Raw genomic sequence first — 18,256 nt, 5'->3', positions numbered from 1 at the left:
CCTTGAAGCGCGACTCCATGTCGGGAACCTGCTTGATACAGACGAGAATGTTCATAGTTTACCTCCGGTTGAAATCTAACTACGGTTAAGGGTCAAATTCGTGTAACGCAGAGCCGCTGAGAGAGATGAGGTGGAGAGAAACCTTTTTATCTTTGGGCGCCTCAAGACACCAGGCCCGCCAAGTTAATCTCTTAGAATCTCGGCCTTTGTTTGAACCCCCTGGGCTCTTGGGTCGGCTTCTCCTGGTGCTCAATCGTCTTGGTGGCCGCCTTGACCTTTCTCTCTATCTCTCTTTTTCTCTGCGCCTCTCCGTTAAAACTAGTTACGCGACTCTCACCGCCAGCAAAACAACAGCCGGCCAACTGCAAAGAATATATTCAGGCCGCCTTGGCGAGAATTTATATCTTGTTTACGTAAAGGTCAAGTAAAAATATAACATGTTTTTACATGGGCAAAACTAATGCCGAAATAACTGATTTTATGAGCTATTTTATGATTTTCCTATTGACATAGACAGGACAATACTGCTAACAAATTGTCAATCTTACATTGACTGCGTAAAGGGAACACCCCATGGACAATCAAATCTACCCGGTCCAGATCGGCGAACTTGCCAAGAAACTCGGGATCACCACACGTACCATCCGCTACTATGAGGAAATCGGCCTGATGGGCGTTTCGGAACGTCTCGGCGGCGGCACTCGCACTTATCAGAGAGAGGACGTGCTGCGCCTCAAATTCATTCTCAAACTGAAGGAACTCGGCATCACCTTGCGCGAGATGCAGGAACTGGCCGACAACTTCGATACCGGCAACCAGGATTTCGGCAAGATCACCCCGCGCCTGCTCGAAATCCTCGACCGCCACATCGGCAAAGTTGACCAGAAGATCGCCAACCTCTCTTCCCTGCGACAGGAAATCGTTGCCTACCGGCAACGGATTCTCGACATCCTGCAGGGTGTCATTCAACCGGAAACCTGACAATGAGTACACTGCAAACCGAAATCGAAATCCGCTTTTCCGACCTGGATGCCTATGGACATGTCAACAATGCCACCTTCTTCACCTACCTGGAAACCGCCAGGGTCAAACTGTTTCAGGAGCGCTTCGCCGAGCTGATGCAGCGCGGCATCCTTTTCCTGGTCGTCGAAGCAAGTTGCCGCTATCAGCAACCGATCGGCCTCAACGACCGCCTGCTGATCGATGTTCGGACTGAAAAAATCGGTCGCAGCAGCTTCACCCTCGGCTATCGGATGCACAATGGAGCGGACACGACCTTTGCACAGGCGCAGACGGTCATGGTCTGCTTCGACCAGAACCGGCAGAAGCCAACCGAACTCCCGGAAGATTTTCGCCAGAACCTCAATTCCGCAACTGAGTCGTCTCCGGTGCCGGAATGACTGTTTAGACTTCCCGACATGCTCTACTTCGCCTACGGCTCCAACATGGCAACCGCCCGCCTGCGGCAGCGAATCCCTTCGGCACACCGGATTGGGGTCGCCCGACTTGACGGCTACCGGCTGGCCTTCCAGGTCGCCAGCACCAAGGATGGCTCGGGAAAATGCGATGCCTGCCCGGCAACAGCATCTGATCAACTGTTCGGCGTCCTGTTCCGTATCGACCCGGCCGCCAAAACAATCCTTGATCACTACGAAGGCGTCGGTATCGAATACCGCGACACCTGGCTGACGGTCGAACCCGAGCAGGGCAACCAGGTTAAAGCCCTGATCTACCTCGGCATCAATATTGACCGCAATCTCCGCCCCTATCCCTGGTACCGGGAACATGTCCTGCGCGGCGCCATCGAGAACCAGCTGCCGGAAGATTACATCGCCTCTATCCGGGCCGTTCCGACTATGGACGACCCCGACCCGGAACGGGCGACTCGGGAGCTGAGCATCTACCTCAATTGAGCCGAGCGTGACCCGGCAGAGCTACTTTCTCGTCACTATCTTTTTCACCTTCCTTTTGACCCCATCCACTACAAACGGCGCCAGACGCTTCTTCTCCCTGAGGATTTGCTTCATCAGGTCGCGCTTTCTGGCCGGGATAACCGGTTCAGCCGTCGCCACCATGCTCAGCGCCTGGTGCGAACACGCCGAGACACAGGCACCGCAACCAAGGCAGACCGAGCCCGCGATCTCCAGCTTGCGCTGCTTTTCCACTCCCGTGTTGACAATCTTGAGAGCGGCAACATTGCAGGCCCCGACGCAGAGGCCGCAACCGACGCAGCCTTGGGCGTCGACCGTCACCAGCAGACCGGTCTTGCCGATCCCGTCCCGGTAACCGGCCTGCACCCCGGCAAGCAGTTCGCAGCAACAGGAGCAACAGTTGCAGATAAAACTCGGCCGATGGCGGATATTGTCGGTGATGTGGGTCAGGTTGTACTCACGAGCCCTGTCAATCACCCCCAGCAGCTCCTCGACACTCTTCTCCTCGGCGAAACCGCGCCGGACCATGAAACGGGCAGCGTTGCCCAGCGAGATGCAGATACCTTCGACCGGAGCGCCCTTGCTGCAATGCTCGTCCAGGTGCTCTTTCTTGTGCCGGCAGTAGCACATCCCCACCGCCCCATAGCCGGCCTTGCGGATAATCTCACGCGCGCCTTCATAGCTGGTCACGGTTGAGCTGACCGGAACCGTCTCTTCGTAGGCCAGTGAACGGGTCAGGGGCGTCCTGCTGCCAAAGAATTCCCTCGCCTGGCCGTGCTGCGGATCCTCGAAGAGATAGTCACTCATCAGCCGGGCCAGCTCCGCCAGGGGCAGGTCGGCACGCTGTTTCATGAAGCTGAACTCGAAGAAACCGATCAAGCCGGGCAGCAGCAGGTAGTAGATTGTCCCCCGATGGGGCATGTCAAGCACCAGCCCCTTGTCCGCCATCCGGTCAAGAACCTTTTCCAGGTGCTCCGGTGGGCAACCGGTCAGTCTGGCCAGTTCCTCCAGCGTCGCCTCGTGCAGGGGAAAACGCGAGGCGACAAAGGCCTCTTCCTCACTGAAAAGAATGGCCAGAATCCGACGCAGCTTTTCATTATCCACCAGGCCGATCGGATACTTGTTCAGCCGGTCGATAAGGGGAACGATACTGCTTTTACTGGTGGTATGGTGACCCATGCTCACTCCTCGACTGAGACCTGCACCAATGAGCTCACTGATGCAGGTGAGAAAGAATTCATTTCCTGGCAAGGCCCGTCCGCTGTCTCACGAAAGGCACCAAGACCACTATTTAACCACTGAGACTCAGAAAACAGCTGAAAAGACAAGCCCGAGCCTCTCCTCACCTCACTGGGAATTCGGTCTCCCCGGTGTGCTCTGTAACTCCGTGGTCGACCTTTTCGACCAACTGCAAACAGGCCCGGATCAGATTGCGCTTGGAAAAATGATAACCGGTAACCAGACTGACCAACTCTTCACGACCGAGCAGGCGGCGAGAGATTTCCGCTGGGGGAAGGCCCTGACGGTACAGTTCCCGGCTGCTGTCGCAGAGGGATTCCAGATGCTGCAGCTTGGCAGAAATTGCCCGCTTGCCGTCTTTGACCACACCCCGGTGAGCACAAAAGAGGGTCTGAAAGTCGCAAGTGAGGATTTTTCTCAGGCTCTGCAGCAGCTCCCCCAGGCCCTCATCCTGACGCAGAAATCGGGTCCGGTCGCCGACAAACAGATCGCCACTGAACAGCCAGCCGTGTTCTGCTTCAAGATAGCAGACCATATCGTCGGCGTGTCCCGGAGTGCCGATCACCTGCAGGCGGTAGCCCCCCTCCAGTTCGACCAGGTCAGGGACAGGTTCGGCAATCAAGCGTTGCGGTCGGCCAAACAGCAGCTGCTGGTAGGGACGCAGCCGCCAGCCAGTGGCCAGTGGCTGCAGCGCCAGGCCGGAAGCCAGGACCCGGGCACCGGTCATTTGCTGAATGCGCGCGGCGTTGCCGCTATGGTCCTCGTGATGGTGGGTAAGCAGCACCTGTCGCAACAGCTGCTCGCGAACGAAGCTGCGCACTTGGGGCCAGCGGTTGGCGCAGCCGCTGTCGATCAGGGTGCTACCGAGCCGATAACAGGTGGCCGCGGTGTTGACCCCCCGATTGAAGCGTCCGGCTCGCAGACCTTCAACCGCCTGATAGCGGATGCGCTGGACAACTCCCATGACACTAGTCAGACATCCGGTAGCAGTCCTTGAGCTCCAGCACCTGTCGCCAGACCTTGTTGAAGCCCGCCTCGTCTCGCACCGGCCTTTTCAACATCTGACGGAACAGCGCTTCTTGAACTTCGCTGTTGCTATGCTCGGTAACCATCTGCAAGGCATAACCGGCAAAATCACGCACCAGCAAGGCAAAGATGACGTCGAGCAGTTCATCATCCAGCTGGTAGATGGCGGAATTTTCAAGAATCAGCTGGGCATAGGGGATCAGAGTAAACAGTTCCCCGGCGACGAGCATATAACCTGAATCGGCCTGCTGCTCCCGATTCGGAGGAGCATCAAGCAACAACTGGCGCAACAATTCGGCCTGCTCGACAAAAATGCGCACGTTCGGCAGATCGACAGCGGCGAAGGCCTTGCGCCAATCCGGAAAGTGAACCTCTTTGAGTTTGCCGGTCTGTTGCCGGAAAAGGTATCCATCATCTCCAGCCTGGTCTTGGCGTGGAACCTCGGGAAAATCGACCGGAGTGAAAAAATACTTCTGGATGAACTTGAGGATCAGCGCCATATTGACATGGGTGGTCCCTTCAAGCTTCGGCAGCATGCCGATGTCGCGGATGGCCATTTCGAACCAGGTCTGCTGCTCGAACCCCCTGGCGGCGATGACCTCGTGCAACAATCCAACGCAACGCTCCCCCTCGCCGGTGACCTTCATTTTCACAATGGGATTAAAGAGCAGGTAACGGCGATCCTCGATGGAGGCAACCCGCAGGTAGTCCGCGGCCCGCATGGCAAACAACTTCATGGCATGCAGCCGGGCGTACACTTCCACAAACAGCTGTTTGACATGCGGAAAATCGGTCACCGTCATGCCGTAGAGCTGACGGTTTCCGGCGTGATTGATCGCCTCATAGAGACAATGGGTGACGATGCCGATGGAGGCGCAGCCGAGCTCGTATTTGCCAATGTTGATCGTATTGAGCGCCGCATTCCAGGCCGCTTCTCCACGCAGCAGGATATCTTCCTCACGAATCGGATAATCATGCAGGGCGTACTCGGCGACATAAGCCTGGCGTACCCCCGAAGTGTCAATCTTCCGCACACATTCGTAGGCCGGATGGTCGCTTTCAACGACAAAGAAGACATACTCGCCGCTCCCCTCGATCTTGCCGAAGGTCGAAACCAGTGCCGCGCAGTTGCCGTTACCGATATAGTATTTGCGGCCGCGGGCCAGAAAGGTCCCATTGGCCTGCGGCACCAGAGTCATCTCGGAGCTGTAAAGATCGGCGCCGTGCTCCTGCTCCGACAGACCGAAGGCAAAGATCCCCCCATCCCGTAGCAATTTCGCGGCACGCCGCTTGACGGCCTCGTTCTCCCCCATCCAGATTGGCCCCAGGCCGAGAATGCTGACCTGCCAAGTGTACCAGTAGCAGAGTCCATAGAAAGCCAGCACTTCGTTGAAATGGCTGATCCGCCACATATCCCAACGACCATTCTCGCCAGCATACGCTTGCGGAGTAAGCAAATCGGCAAAGATCTCCTCTTCTTTGACGAATTCGAGAAAGTCCTCGTACCAGACCATCGCCTGGTCGTCTTCCTTGATCTTCTTCAAGCCTTTCTTTTCGAAGAAAGCAATGGCCTTCTCGACGATCTGCCGTGAGCGGGCATCGGCATGGTTACGATGGTCGTCGTGCGGATTAAACAGGAGCATTGGCTGTACCTTTCGAAATATAGCCAAAAGCAGCTGGCCACCGAGTGGCGGAGACATGGAAGAAGACTAAACGGAAGGTTTCATCACCCACCGTTGCATAAAAAGGATCTGCAATTATCTTCTGTGTCCCTGGGGCTCGTGACAAAACAGACTTGAATTCAGTAAAAAAGCGGGGGCCGAATCGGCCCCCATAACAAGGAGAGTAACGTACCGGAGACATGGACCTGAATCTATTAGCATTCAGGATGGAGAGAGGTCCGGAACGGTACCTGGGAGAATGGTCTTATCAATCCCGGCCGAGCATCCCGTCCTTCATATCGTCATCGGCCGGGTCTTTGCCGAGATAGATCAGCAGTACGCCGCGGGCAAGTTCGGGAGACATGACACTACCGAGGGGACGGCCGTTGTGACTGACGCTGACCGTACCATCGGCAGCGATGGCCAGATCCACCTGATCCCCTTCGATAAAATCGGCATCAAACCAATTGAGGAAGGCCTTGGCGGCTGCACTGTCCGCCATCTCGGGGCTGTTATTTTCAAACCCTTCGGCAAAGGCGTCGACAATTTTGTGTTTGGCCACCTTGCTGTAAAGAAAATCCATGCGGATCAGCTTGCCGCCCGGAGCCTTGACAGCCTGCTCGGCACTGGCCACCTTCTGCGCCGTATAGAGTGAACCGACGTAGATCTTGAAAAAGAATTTCTTGCGGATGCCATAGCCATTGAGATTGAGGGTTTCACCGGCAACCTGCACCTGCGGGGCGAGCTTGACACCGGCCACTTCAATCGCCTGGGCCATCCCTGCCCAACCCAGAAACAGAACCAGCATTACGACGAGCCTCTTCATCTCCACCTCCTGGCCCCCCTGGAGCCGGCTAGAATGTCGCCTGGCAGCGGATTCCACACGAAGCCAGACATAAATAAAAAGCAGCAAACAACAGGGTCAGTCGACCCTGGTTCGCACCTTGTCCCAGGACTTGATCTGCCAGGTAACCAGCGCGGTAGCGACCAGCCGCCCCTGCCGATCATGCACCTCGGTCGGCAACGTGGTCTGTATTTTATCCACATCCGCCAGTGGTTTAAGAACCCGTGCCTTCAACTCTTCGTCAGTCAAGCTGGTCGTCGCGACGATTGCCCCCTTGGCCTGGAAGTGGTAATCGATCTCCAGCTTGGCCATGATCAGCCGATAACGGTTCGGGTTGAGCCTGGAGAGAAACAGCAGACCCGAGGAGAACTCCGCCACCGTGGCAATACAGCAGGCGTGGATGCCACGCAGATGATTTTGATTACGTTTCCGGTAAGGTGCCGTGGTCTGCACCCGGTTTTCATCGAGAGACAGCACCCGGACACCATGCGGCCGGTTGAAAGGAATCATACGACCGAGCATCAGGTTCAGCAACCAGAGGCGGAATCGCGACCGGCGAGCCCCGGTGAGCAACCCGGGCAGCGATGCAAAGCCCTTCATGCGACCTCCCGCCCGGCCCGGTAACCCTGGTGGACGGCATCAAAAACCATCGCCGGCTTGTTCGCGTCACCGATCACCCGACAGGCAATGCCAAGATCCTCGCAGACCTGCTGCAACGGATTGTCAGCTCGGGTTCCAACCGCCATCACGACCGTATCGGCCGGCAGCAATTCCGGCCCTGTCTCTCCGGTCACCACCACCCCTTCTTCTGTGATCGCCTCGACCTTGGCACCGGTACGGCACTGGACTCCGTAACGTTTCAGGTCCTGCAGCATGGTCCAGCGGGTGGTTTTGCCGAAATTGCGCCCCAGCTTGTCAAGCATTTCAATCAGGGTGACCTGCTTGCTGCCGGAGGTCGCCAACCGATAAAGCTCTTCAGGGTCTTCGGCCCGATGCACCAGCAGGAATTTGAGAGTTTCAGCCGGCAGAGTCCCCTGCTCTGCAAGCAGCAGGGCCGACTCGACACCAACTGAGCCACCACCGATGATGACAACTCTGCCGCCGGTTGACACCTTCCCGCGGAGCAGATCCCAGGCCTGAATCACGTGCGGCAGGTCACAACCAGGAATCGGTGGCGCCTGCGGGCAACCACCGGTGGCAAGAACTACCCGGTCGGGGGCCTCCCGACGCAACAGTTCAGCGTCAACCCTACGACCGAGGACCACCTCAACTCCAGCCTCACCGACCTGCCGCGCCAGATCCCGGGCGAGAAGCGAAAATTCCTCCCGACCGGGAGGTGCCCCGGCCAGATCGAGTTGCCCCCCAAGCCTCGATTCTGCCTCGTAGAGAGTAACCCGGTGACCCTGGCGCGCCGCGGCGATGGCAGCTGTCATACCGCCGGCGCCTCCACCGACCACCAACACCCGCTGCGGCTGCATCGACTGTGGCGAGGCTTCCAGCTCGTGACCGGCGCGTGGATTGCAGAGGCACTCAACATGCTGAAAACGGAACAGGGCATCAAAGCACCCCTGCCCGCAGGCAACACAGTGGATAATCTCTTCCTCCCGCCCCCGCAGCGCCTTGTTCGGCAGCTGTGGATCGGCAATCAACGCCCGCCCCATGGCCACCGCGTCGCACCAACCCTGGTCAAGAAGTTCCCGGGCGTTGCCCGGATCATTAATCCGGTGTCCGGCGATGACCGGCACCGCGACCCGCTCGCGGATGCCGCGAGCCAGGTAGGCAAAAGCTCCGCGCGGAACCTTGGTCACGATCTGCGGCATCTGCGCCTCATGCCAGCCGACATTAATGCTCAGGGCATCGGCCCCGGCCTCAACCAGCGCGGCGGCGAACTGCTGCAGTGTTTCACGACCAATCCCCTGGGGCATGAAGTCGTTGCCGTTGAGGCGTACGATCAGCGGCAGTCCGCTGGCCAGCTTGACCCGCCGGACCACTTCGAGACCGAATCGCATCCGGTTCTCCCGCGTTCCGCCCCAGGCATCCTCGCGACGGTTGGTCAGGGGAGAAAGAAAGGAACTGATGATGTAACCGGTCCCGGCCAGGACTTCGACAGCATCGAACCCCGCTTCGGCCACCCGCCGGGCGGCTTCGGCAAAGGCGTTGATCAATTCTTCGATTTCATCGATACTCAGCTCGCGCGGCGTCTCGCCGGTCATCCTCGACGGTACCGCCGAGGGCGCGACCGGCTGTTTGCCACCGGTCAGCATGGAATGATTATAGCGCCCGGCATGATTGATCTGCAGTGCGGCCCGGGCTCCGCCGGCCTGGATGGTTTCGGCCAGCCGTTTCAGCCCGGGGATAAAAGCGTCGTCATGGGCGCCGATATGCCCTGGATGCGCCGCCAACACATCAACACTGGCATAACCACAACTGATCAGTCCCGCCCCTCCGGCAGCCCGCTCGGCATAAAAGGCCAGCAACTGCTCGGAAACCCGATAATCATCGGCCATGTTCAGATGCATGGCCGGCATGATGATACGGTTCTTCAACTGCAGAGAGCCGATGGTCAACGGTTGGAACAGGGGGTCGGTCATATCGAAATCCTTCAATTCAAATCTTTTGGCCGCCAAGGCGCCAAGGGCGCCAAGAAAACCTTTTTTTAACGGAGAGTCGCAGAGAGGGAGAGGACGCAGAGAAAACCAAAAACGATTTTGGTTTTAAACCCAAAAAATTTCCTCTCCTTCTCTGCTCCTCTCCGCCTCTCCGTTAAATGAGTTTTTGACCTTCTTGGCGCCCTTGGCGTCTTGGCGGCAAAACCAGGTTTTCACCTAACCACCCGCGCAAACGCATCTTCCAGCGGCGCAAACAAGCCAATTCCTTGCAAGGCGGCTTTCAGACGCCCGGGATCGGCCAGGAAATCCTGCATGAACGCCACTTCCGAGGCCTTCAGATAGAGGTGAAACGGGTTGCTCGCCATCTCACCGAACAACCGCTGGACAATTTCTGCCAGATTGCCTTCTCCCAACTGCGGGAGTACACGGGCAGTCCGTTCCAGCAATTTGCCGATGTAGAAGAGAATCACCCCGTCGACACTGGCCACTGTCCTGCGGTGACCGGGACAAATCCGACGACCACGCAACCGGCCGAGATTGGCCAGGGAGCAACAGTAGGCCTGATAGTTGTTGAACCGCTCTCCGGTTTCCAGATCGACATCAAACAACGGCGACTGAAATATTCCCTCCAGCAGCACATCCCCGGTAACCGCCCAGCTATCTGTGGCATAGATCAGGTCGGACTGGGAATGACCCGGGCAGGGAAGAACCTCAAAACCGAGCCGCTCCGGCAAATCAGACTCCTCGACCACCTCCATCCGCCGCGGAAATCGTGGAAAAACTGTTCCGTCCTCCATGATGCTGCGGTAGCTCTCAATGTAGTCACGGGAGAAGCCGCTCTGGTAGAGCAGTTCGCCGATGGCCGGCAACCGTTCGGCGTGGCGCTTGATTTTCAACGCATCCCGATAGGGTACATAAATGGTCGCCCCGTATTCCTCTTCCAGCCAGGCCGCCAGACCGTAATGATCGACATGGCAATGGGTGCAGAAAACCTGGCGCAACCGCGGAAGATCAAGCTGTTCCCTGAGCGCCGCCTTCACCTCCGGAAAGGGCGGGCCGGTATCAAACAGGGTCAACTCTCCGTTCAGTTCGGCACTGTAGCAGTGTACTTCGCCAACCGGGTACGGCGTATCGAAAGTATGCTGGACGATGGCGGTCATGTGATTACTGCAATATCCAATGCAGGCAGCAGGGGAAAGCCGTGAGGCAGCCGATAAGGGGGCAGGTGCCCCCTTATCGGCTGCCGGCTTAAAACAGATACTTCTCGTCTTCGATTGCTGCTGCCGCAAGGGCCCGTTTGGCCTGCAGCAAACCGCTGGCGTCATATTTGCTGAAGCGACGCACGCCGGAAAGGATCATGGTCAGGGTATCCCCTTCCTCGATATAATAAGCACCCCGCTTCGCGGCGCTGCCGGCGATTTCGGCGGCATTAAAACAGAAAACCTTGACTGCGGCCCTGAGCAGCTCACGTTTGCGTTCGGTCACCGCGGGGGAAATTTTCTCGGCACGCAACAGGGCACTTTCAATGGCGAAGATCTGAATCGCCAGGTCGGCCGCCGCCATCAGGATTTCCTGTTCGTCGACCAGTTTATTCATGTATTTCTGCACCCCGGCGCCGGAAAGAATCAGGAACAGGGTCTTGAGATTGGCCAGCAGCTGTTTCTCGGCGGCAAAGGGATCTGACTCGTCCAGCTCCTCGAAGCTCGGCGTCATCAGCGACTCGAAGGCCTTCATCGCCTCGGCCTGCAACGGCAGCTCCCCTTTCATCGCCTTGCGCAGGATCATCCCCGGAATCAGCATCCGATTGACCTCGTTGGTCCCCTCGAAAATCCGGTTGATCCGCTCATCACGGTAGAAGCGTTCGGCGGGGTACTCGGCAACATATCCGTAGCCGCCGTGGATCTGCACCACCTCATCCACGGTCCGGGCCAGCACTTCGGAACAGAAGACCTTGGCGATGGCACACTCGGGAGCGTACTCTTCAATCCCCTTCTGGTATTCCTCGTAATAGTTGTCGATCGACTTGTCGAGGGTGGCCAGCTTGGTGTCAAGCAGGCCGGCCAGGCGGTAAATCAGGGATTCAGAGGCGAAAATATCGGCGGTCAGGTCAGCGATCTTCTCCTGGATGGCGCCGAAGGAACTGATCGGCTGACCGAACTGCTTGCGTTCATTGGCATAGCGGATTGCCTCTACCAGGGCCATCTTGGCGGCTCCGGTCACCCCGGCCCCCAACTTGAAACGCCCGACATTGAGGACGTTAAAGGCAATCTTGTGACCTTTGCCGATCTCGCCAAGGACGTTCTCAACCGGAACCTTGCAATTGTCGAGGATGATCTGGGTAGTCGAGGAGCCCTTGATGCCGAGTTTCTTCTCCTCGGCGCCGACCACCAGACCCTCAAAATCCCGCTCAACCAGGAAGGCGGTGAAATGCTCCTTGTCAATCTTGGCAAAGACCGTGTAGAGCTTGGCGAAACCACCGTTGGTGATAAACTGCTTGGTGCCGTTGAGGATGTAGTGCTTGCCGTCCTCGGAAAGGGTCGCTGTCGCCTGGGCGCCGAGAGCGTCGGAACCGGAACCGGGCTCGGTCAGGCAGTAGGCGGCGCACCATTCTCCGGTAATGATCTTTTCGAGATATTTCTCTTTCTGCTCTGCAGTACCGTAATAGACCAGCGGCAGGGTACCGATACCGGTATGAGCGGCATAGGCAACCGAGAATGATCCCGCAGGGGCAATCTTCTCGCCGACCAGCATGCTGGTTGCCTTGTCAAGCTCCAGGCCGCCGTACTCCTCGGGAGCATCGATCATCAGCAGCCCGAGTTCACCGGCCTTGGCCATACCCTCGACCACCAGGTCAAAATTGCCGCCATCGATTTCCTCGATATGCGGGGCAATCTCATTGGCCACGAACTGCTCGGTGGTCTCGCCGATCTGGCGCTGTTCGTCGGTAAAATCCTCCGGGGTAAAAACATCTTCACACCCGGTCTCGGTAATCAGGTATTCACCGCCCTTGAGTATTTTGCGGTCCATTTTCATCCTCTTTTCTCCTGTTTCTTCGTTGATTTATAAAATCAGAAAATCTTTAGCCGCCCGTTCGCTTCGCTCACTCAAGACGCCAAGGACACCAAGAAAATCTTCAATCTGCTGGGTGTTAACTCCAAATAGTTTCTGGTTTTGCTTTTCCTTGGCGCCTTGGAGCCTTGGTGGCCCAAAAGTTTTTAAAGCTTCTCGAAGATCCCAGCACCGCCCATGCCGCCGCCGATACACATGGAAACCATGCCGTACTTGCCGCCGCGACGGCCGAGTTCATTGAGCAGGGTGGCGGTCAGCTTGGCACCGGTACAGCCGAGAGGATGACCGAGGGCGATGGCACCGCCATTGACGTTGACGATCTCCGGATCGAGCTTCAGTTCCCGCAATACTGCCAGGGACTGGGCCGCAAAGGCCTCGTTCAGTTCCAGCAGATCGATATCACCCTGCTTCAGACCCGCCATCTCCACAGCGGCAGGAATCGCTTCAACCGGACCGATGCCCATCAGTTCCGGCGCCACTCCACGGACGGCAAAGGCAACGAAACGGGCAACCGGATCCTTGCCGAGCTGCTTGAGGAACTTTTCCGAGACCACCAGCGTGGCGGCGGCACCATCGGTCATCTGCGAAGAATTGCCGGCGGTCACAGAACCTCCGAGACGGAAGGCGGGCTTCAGCTTCGCCAACCCTTCGAGACTGGTATCAACCCTGACACCATCATCGATGGCCACCGTCTCAAGCTGTTTCTGCAGCTTGTTGTCAACCATCGCAACATGCTCGACCTCGATCGGCAGAATCTCATCGGTAAAACGTCCCGCCTCAATGGCAGCCGCCGCCTTTTGGTGACTGGCGAGGGCAAACCGGTCCTGGTCCTCGCGGTCGATCCCGTACTTTTCCGCCACCAATTCGGCGGTGATACCCATGCTGGCATAGGATTCCGGCCAGCTACCGACCAGCCCGGGGTTGGCGCTGTACTTGCCTCCCCCCATGGGAATCATGGTCATCGACTCGGCGCCACCGGCGATAATGCAATCGGCGAAACCGGCCATGATCCGCTCAGCCGCCATGGCAATACTCTGCAGACCTGAAGAGCAGAAGCGGTTGATGGTCATACCAGGTACCGAACAGGGCAACCCGGCCCGGCTGGCGGCAACCTTGGCCATATTCATCCCCTGCTCCCCTTCCGGGAAGGCACAGCCGAGGATGACGTCATCAATCGTTCCCGAGTCAACCCCGGTCCGCTCAACCAGACCGCGAATCGCTTCGGCGGCAAGGTCATCGGGGCGCATGTCCTTGAATTTTCCCTTTTTCGCCCGACAACCGGGAGTCCGGTACGCTGCCAGAATGTATGCGGTGTTCATGTTGTCCTCCATAAAGGATAAACTTTTTAGTTCTGTTTTTAACGCAGAGACGCAGAGGACGGAGAGTCTGCAATGAACCTTATCGTGTCCCGTGCTTTGTGATGTTCTCTGCGCCCTCTTTTATCTCTGCGCCTCTCCGTTAAAGGCGCTCTAGTTCCGCAGCGGCTTACCCTTCTTCAGCATGTGCTGAATCCGTTCGGCGGTCTTCTTCTGGCCACAGAGCTTGAGGAACGCCTCGCGCTCGAGCTTGAGCAGGTAATCCTCGCTGATCGGCGTACCGGCCGGAACATCTCCGCCGCAGATAACATCGGCAATAACGCCGCCGAGTTGTTCTTCGTACTCGGTCACGAAACCGCCCAGGCGCATATTCCAGAGCTGGCTCTTGATACTGGCCGCCACCGAACGCCCCGGTGCCGGAATATTCTGGGCCGGACGCGGCGGACGATAATTGGCTGCCAGCGCCAGGGCCTTCTGCTTGGCATCGGCGATCTGCCGGCTCTTGTCCATGGTCACCGAATCACCGCGGCGCAGGTAGTTCATGTCGAACAGTTCCATAGCCCCCATGGCGACCTTGGCCATGCCGATCTGCTGGAAATGCTTGAACAGGAAGGGGGTGACATCAGTGCCGTTGCGGGTCGCCAGTTCGACCGCCCGCAGACACATCTCCTTGGTGCCGCCGCCGGCCGGAATCAGCCCGACCCCGATCTCGACCAGGCCCATGTAGGTCTCGGCATGGGCCACCACCGCGGCGGCGTGCAGAGTGTATTCGGCGCCGCCGCCCAGAGTCATGCCGAAGGGCGCGACCACGGTCGGCACCTTGGCGTATTTCAGGGCCATGGTCGCCTTCTGGAACTGGCGCACCATCAGGTCGATATCCTCGAAGGCGCCTTCGGCCAGAGCCACGGCGAGCAGCATCAGGTTGGCGCCGACCGAGAAATTGGGTCCCTCGTTGCCGACCACCAGGGCCACCCCCTCGCGTTCGGCGCGCTTGACCGCCTTCTGGGTCAGGGAGAGGATGTCGCCGCTGATGCTGTTCATCTTCGAATGAAACTCGAGGCAGAAGACCCCGTCGCCGAGATCGAGCAGGGAAGCACCGGCGTTCTTCTCCACCACGCCGCCGCTGCGGCGGATCACCTCGAGATCGACCTGGCCGGCGGGAATCTCGCGCACCAGGTAGCCGCGGCTGGCGAAATCGAAATATTCCCGCTCGCCGCGCTCGTTGAAGCGGTAGAAACACTCGATCCCTTCCAGGGACTCGGGAACTGCGACCCCGTCCTTCTTCGCCCGCGCGACAAAGGCCGGCACGCCGATGGCATCGAGCATCTCGAAGGGGCCGATCTCCCAGTTGAAGCCCCACTTCATGGCATTGTCGATATTGACCACGTCGTCGGCAATCTCGGGGATACGATTGACAGTGTAAATCAGAGTGTCGCGCAGGGTTCGCCAGGCGTACTCAGCACCCTGGTCCTTGCCATTCACCACCTCGCGCAGCCGCCGGGCCGGATCATCGACCTGCTTGACCGCCTCGACCGAAGGAAACTTCGGCCGCCTGGCCGGCTGGTACTCGCCGGTCCGCCAGTCGTAGGCGAGAATCACCCGCTTACCGTTCTCATCCTTGGTCTTCTTGTAGAAACCGCCCCTGGTCTTGTTGCCGAGCAGGTTCTTCTCGATCATCTGCTGCATGAACTCGGGAACCTTGAACACCTCGCGCTCTTCGTCGTCCGGCAGCAGCTCGTAAGAATTGTTGCCGACATGCACCAGGGTGTCGTTGCCGACCAGGTCGGCGGTCCGGAAGGCGGCCGACTTGGGTCGGGCGGTGGCCGGACCGGCAATCGCATCAACCTCCTCAATCCCCAGGTCCATCTCCATCATGTGCTGGATGCCCTTGTAGATGGCGTAGACCCCGATCCGGTTGGCAATGAAATTGGGGGTGTCCTTGGCATGGACAATCCCCTTGCCGAGCCGGCAGGAAAGAAACTCTGCCATCTCGGAAACAACCTGCGGATCCGCATCCCGACAACCGACAACCTCCAACAGGCGCATGTAACGTGGCGGGTTGAAAAAGTGGGTCACAATGAATCGCCGCCGCAATGTCTCAGGCAGGGCATCAGCCATGGCATTGATGGACAAGCCTGAAGTATTGCTGGAAAGAACCGCACTCTCCTTGATGAAGGGAGTGATCTTTTCCAGCAGCTGCAGTTTGATCGGCAGGTGCTCGATGACCACCTCCACCACCCAGTCACACTCCTTGAGACGATCAAGGTGATCCTCGAAGTTACCGGGCCGGATCTGGGCCGCGTAGTCTTTCAGATAGAAGGGCGCGGGCTTCATTTTCATCAGCCCCTTCAGTCCTGCCGTCGCAATCCGGTTGCGAACCTTTTCATCCGCCAGGGTAAGTCCCGCAGCCTTTTCGTTTTCTTCCAGCTCACGTGGAACGATGTCGAGCAATTCGACTTCCAGACCGGCATTGGCCAGGTGAGCGGCGATGGTCGCCCCCATGACACCGGCGCCAAGTACGGCAACCCGATTAATCTGCCTCATGCTGTTTCTCCTTGGTGGTTCTGATTTGCGGTCGTCCCGTTCTGATCGTAGAGGGATTCGATCCGCTCACGGTACTTTTCATAGATAACTTTGCGCTTCAGCTTCAGGGTCGGAGTGAGCTCGCCCCCTTCCACCGAAAAATCACGCGGCAAAAGCACGAATTTCTTGATCGTCTCGTAGGACGGCAGCTTTCCGTTGAACTGCTCAATGCGTTCGGCAAAAACCGCCCGCACCTTCTCGTTGGCAACCAATTCTTCAATGTCGAAATAATCCAGATTTTTCTCGTGGCCCAGCTCAATCAAACGCTCCAGATTGGGGGTGATCAGTGCCACCAGGTAGGGTTTGCGATCGCCGTAGACATAGGCCTGGGAAATGTACTTGTCGAGCTTCAATTCGTTTTCCAGCGGTTGCGGTGCGATATTCTTGCCGCCGGCGGTGACAATGATCTCCTTCTTGCGATCAACGATATAGACGTAGCCATCCTCGTCGATACGGGCGATATCACCGGTTTTGAACCAACCGTCTTCCATCGCCTCGGAGGTCGCCTTTTCATTACGGTAGTAGCCCCTCATCACCTGCGGCCCCCGAACCAGCAGTTCACCATCCTCGGCCAGCTTCACCTCGGTATGCTCCAACGGCCGACCGACCGAACCGAAGCGGTTCTGCTCAAGACTGCTGAGAGTAATCGCCGGACTGGTCTCGGTCAGGCCATATCCTTCGAAAGCCGGGATACCGATAATCCACAGAAACTCGTTGATGGTTTTGTCGAGCGGTGCCCCACCGCTGATAAAAAATTTCAGCTGACCGCCGAACTTCTGACGAATCTTGGCAAAGATCAGACGATCGTAAAAACGGTATTTGGCGCCGAGCAACCCGGTCGGTTTCCTCTCGATATAACGACGATAGACATACTGACGACCGACCTCGACCGCCTTGTGAAACAGCTTGCGCTTGGGCGGCGACATCAGGTGGACATTTTCGTAAATTCTCGAATAGATTTTTTCAAACAGGCGCGGCACACTGACCATCGCCGTCGGCTGCACCTCGACAATATTCTCCACCACCTTGTCGACACTCTCGGCAAAGGCGATCCGGCTGCCGCTCATCAGGGCGGCGTAATACCCGGCCGTCCGCTCCAGAACATGACTCAGGGGAAGAAAACTGAGAAATGTCTCCCGGCTGTTCCGGCCACCGAGACGATCGAGACCGATCCGGGCATCGATCAGAAAGTTGGCGTGGGTCAGCATGACCCCCTTGGGAACCCCGGTCGTTCCCGAAGTGTAGATCAGGGTCAACAGGTCGTCCGGCCCGATTTCCGCCATTTGCGTCTCGATCTGCTGTTGCTCGGCGACACTGATAGGATGAGAGATTTCGGAAAGCTGGTAGAGATGGAAGACCGGCAAACTTTTGTCGCCGATGAAGCGTTCAAAAGCGATCACCGTTTCCAACTCGGGCAGCTGATCACGGACCGCGAGTAATTTATCGTACTGCAGGCGATTGGAGACAAAGACGATACGCGCTCCGGAATGTTGCAGCACATAAGATACCTGGGCCGCGGTATTGGTAGCATAGATCGGCACGGTCACGGCCCGGGCACAGAGAATACCGAGATCGGCAATGATCCAGCCGGCCCTGTTTTCCGACAGGATTGCAACCTTCTCGCCCGGCTCAACTCCCAGCTTGCCGAGACCACGAGCCGCCATCAGCACCCGCTGGTAAAACTGGCCGTAACTGAGCGATTTCCATTGCCCATCCTTTTTGTAGCTGAGGGCATCACGGTCACGAAAACGCTCACCGCAATCACGCAACATGGCGGGCACGGAAGGAAACGGCAGGTTCAACGGCTCAGTCTTCATCATCGGCTCCATAGCTACTTTCTACCTTACCTTTACGTTCACGTCAAGCACAATTTAAAACACCTTTTGATACATTATCCCGAACACCGGACAAAGCAATCGGAACATGAAAATTTATGCCATTATTCAAAAGATTTAGCCGGTCAGGACGGTCCCCCGCA

The 18,256-nt window shown here is 57.6% G+C and carries 14 protein-coding genes; 3 read left to right on the top strand and 11 right to left on the bottom strand.

All coding sequences use genetic code 11. The features are described 5' to 3' along the window. Positions 1-573: 573 nt before the first annotated feature. Genes C2E25_RS11795 through C2E25_RS11785 form a run of 3 tightly spaced genes read left to right on the top strand, consistent with a single transcriptional unit; the run spans position 574 to position 1,913 of the window. The gene (locus C2E25_RS11795; RefSeq protein WP_103115937.1) at positions 574-981 is read left to right on the top strand and encodes a MerR family transcriptional regulator; all 408 of its coding nucleotides are present in this window, start codon (positions 574-576) and stop codon (positions 979-981) included. 2 nt (positions 982-983) lie between these two features. Next, positions 984-1,400, top strand: a complete 417-nt coding sequence (locus tag C2E25_RS11790) for an acyl-CoA thioesterase (RefSeq protein WP_103115936.1) — start codon at positions 984-986, stop codon at positions 1,398-1,400. An 18-nt stretch (positions 1,401-1,418) separates the two neighbouring features. After that, the gene (locus C2E25_RS11785) at positions 1,419-1,913 is read left to right on the top strand and encodes a gamma-glutamylcyclotransferase family protein (protein WP_103115935.1); all 495 of its coding nucleotides are present in this window, start codon (positions 1,419-1,421) and stop codon (positions 1,911-1,913) included. A gap of 21 nt (positions 1,914-1,934) precedes the next feature. Here C2E25_RS11785 and C2E25_RS11780 read toward each other — a convergent pair whose 3' ends face one another. From C2E25_RS11780 to C2E25_RS11730, 11 genes are all read right to left on the bottom strand, one after another. After that, positions 1,935-3,110 carry a 4Fe-4S dicluster domain-containing protein gene (locus tag C2E25_RS11780; protein ID WP_103115934.1) on the bottom strand — a complete coding sequence of 392 codons (1,176 nt, stop codon included), beginning with the start codon at positions 3,108-3,110 and terminating at the stop codon, positions 1,935-1,937. A gap of 163 nt (positions 3,111-3,273) precedes the next feature. Further along, positions 3,274-4,134, bottom strand: a complete 861-nt coding sequence (locus tag C2E25_RS11775; protein ID WP_103115933.1) for an MBL fold metallo-hydrolase — start codon at positions 4,132-4,134, stop codon at positions 3,274-3,276. A gap of 4 nt (positions 4,135-4,138) precedes the next feature. Continuing rightward, the gene (locus tag C2E25_RS11770; RefSeq protein WP_103115932.1) at positions 4,139-5,839 is read right to left on the bottom strand and encodes an acyl-CoA dehydrogenase; all 1,701 of its coding nucleotides are present in this window, start codon (positions 5,837-5,839) and stop codon (positions 4,139-4,141) included. A 286-nt stretch (positions 5,840-6,125) separates the two neighbouring features. Next, positions 6,126-6,683 (bottom strand): chalcone isomerase family protein, encoded by a 558-nt coding sequence (locus C2E25_RS11765; RefSeq protein ID WP_103115931.1) that lies wholly within the window; start codon positions 6,681-6,683, stop codon positions 6,126-6,128. A gap of 96 nt (positions 6,684-6,779) precedes the next feature. Continuing rightward, positions 6,780-7,301: a DUF4442 domain-containing protein gene (locus C2E25_RS11760; RefSeq protein ID WP_103115930.1), complete on the bottom strand. Its 522-nt coding sequence runs from the start codon at positions 7,299-7,301 to the stop codon at positions 6,780-6,782. Continuing rightward, entirely contained in the window at positions 7,298-9,292 is a 1,995-nt protein-coding gene (locus C2E25_RS11755) for an FAD-dependent oxidoreductase (RefSeq protein WP_103115929.1), read from the bottom strand. Before C2E25_RS11755 ends, C2E25_RS11760 begins: the two co-directional genes overlap by 4 nt. Before the next feature lie 230 nt (positions 9,293-9,522). Continuing rightward, a complete protein-coding gene (locus C2E25_RS11750; protein WP_103115928.1) occupies positions 9,523-10,470 on the bottom strand; it encodes an MBL fold metallo-hydrolase in 948 nt (315 codons plus the stop codon). Positions 10,471-10,558: 88 nt separating this feature from the next. Next, positions 10,559-12,337, bottom strand: a complete 1,779-nt coding sequence (locus tag C2E25_RS11745) for an acyl-CoA dehydrogenase family protein (protein WP_103115939.1) — start codon at positions 12,335-12,337, stop codon at positions 10,559-10,561. 188 nt (positions 12,338-12,525) lie between these two features. Then, on the bottom strand, positions 12,526-13,698 hold the full coding sequence (locus tag C2E25_RS11740) for a thiolase family protein (protein WP_103115927.1): 1,173 nt from the start codon (positions 13,696-13,698) through the stop codon (positions 12,526-12,528). 150 nt (positions 13,699-13,848) lie between these two features. Next, the gene (locus C2E25_RS11735; protein ID WP_103115926.1) at positions 13,849-16,239 is read right to left on the bottom strand and encodes a 3-hydroxyacyl-CoA dehydrogenase/enoyl-CoA hydratase family protein; all 2,391 of its coding nucleotides are present in this window, start codon (positions 16,237-16,239) and stop codon (positions 13,849-13,851) included. Then, positions 16,236-18,095: an AMP-dependent synthetase/ligase gene (locus C2E25_RS11730; RefSeq protein ID WP_103115925.1), complete on the bottom strand. Its 1,860-nt coding sequence runs from the start codon at positions 18,093-18,095 to the stop codon at positions 16,236-16,238. The genes C2E25_RS11735 and C2E25_RS11730 overlap by 4 nt, the downstream gene beginning before the upstream one ends. Positions 18,096-18,256 lie beyond the last annotated feature (161 nt).

The sequence above is a fragment of the Geothermobacter hydrogeniphilus genome (assembly GCF_002898515.1).
Lineage (GTDB): Bacteria > Desulfobacterota > Desulfuromonadia > Desulfuromonadales > Geothermobacteraceae > Geothermobacter_A.
Note: the sequence above shows the minus strand (reverse complement) of the source record. Positions and strands in the feature narration are given on the sequence as shown.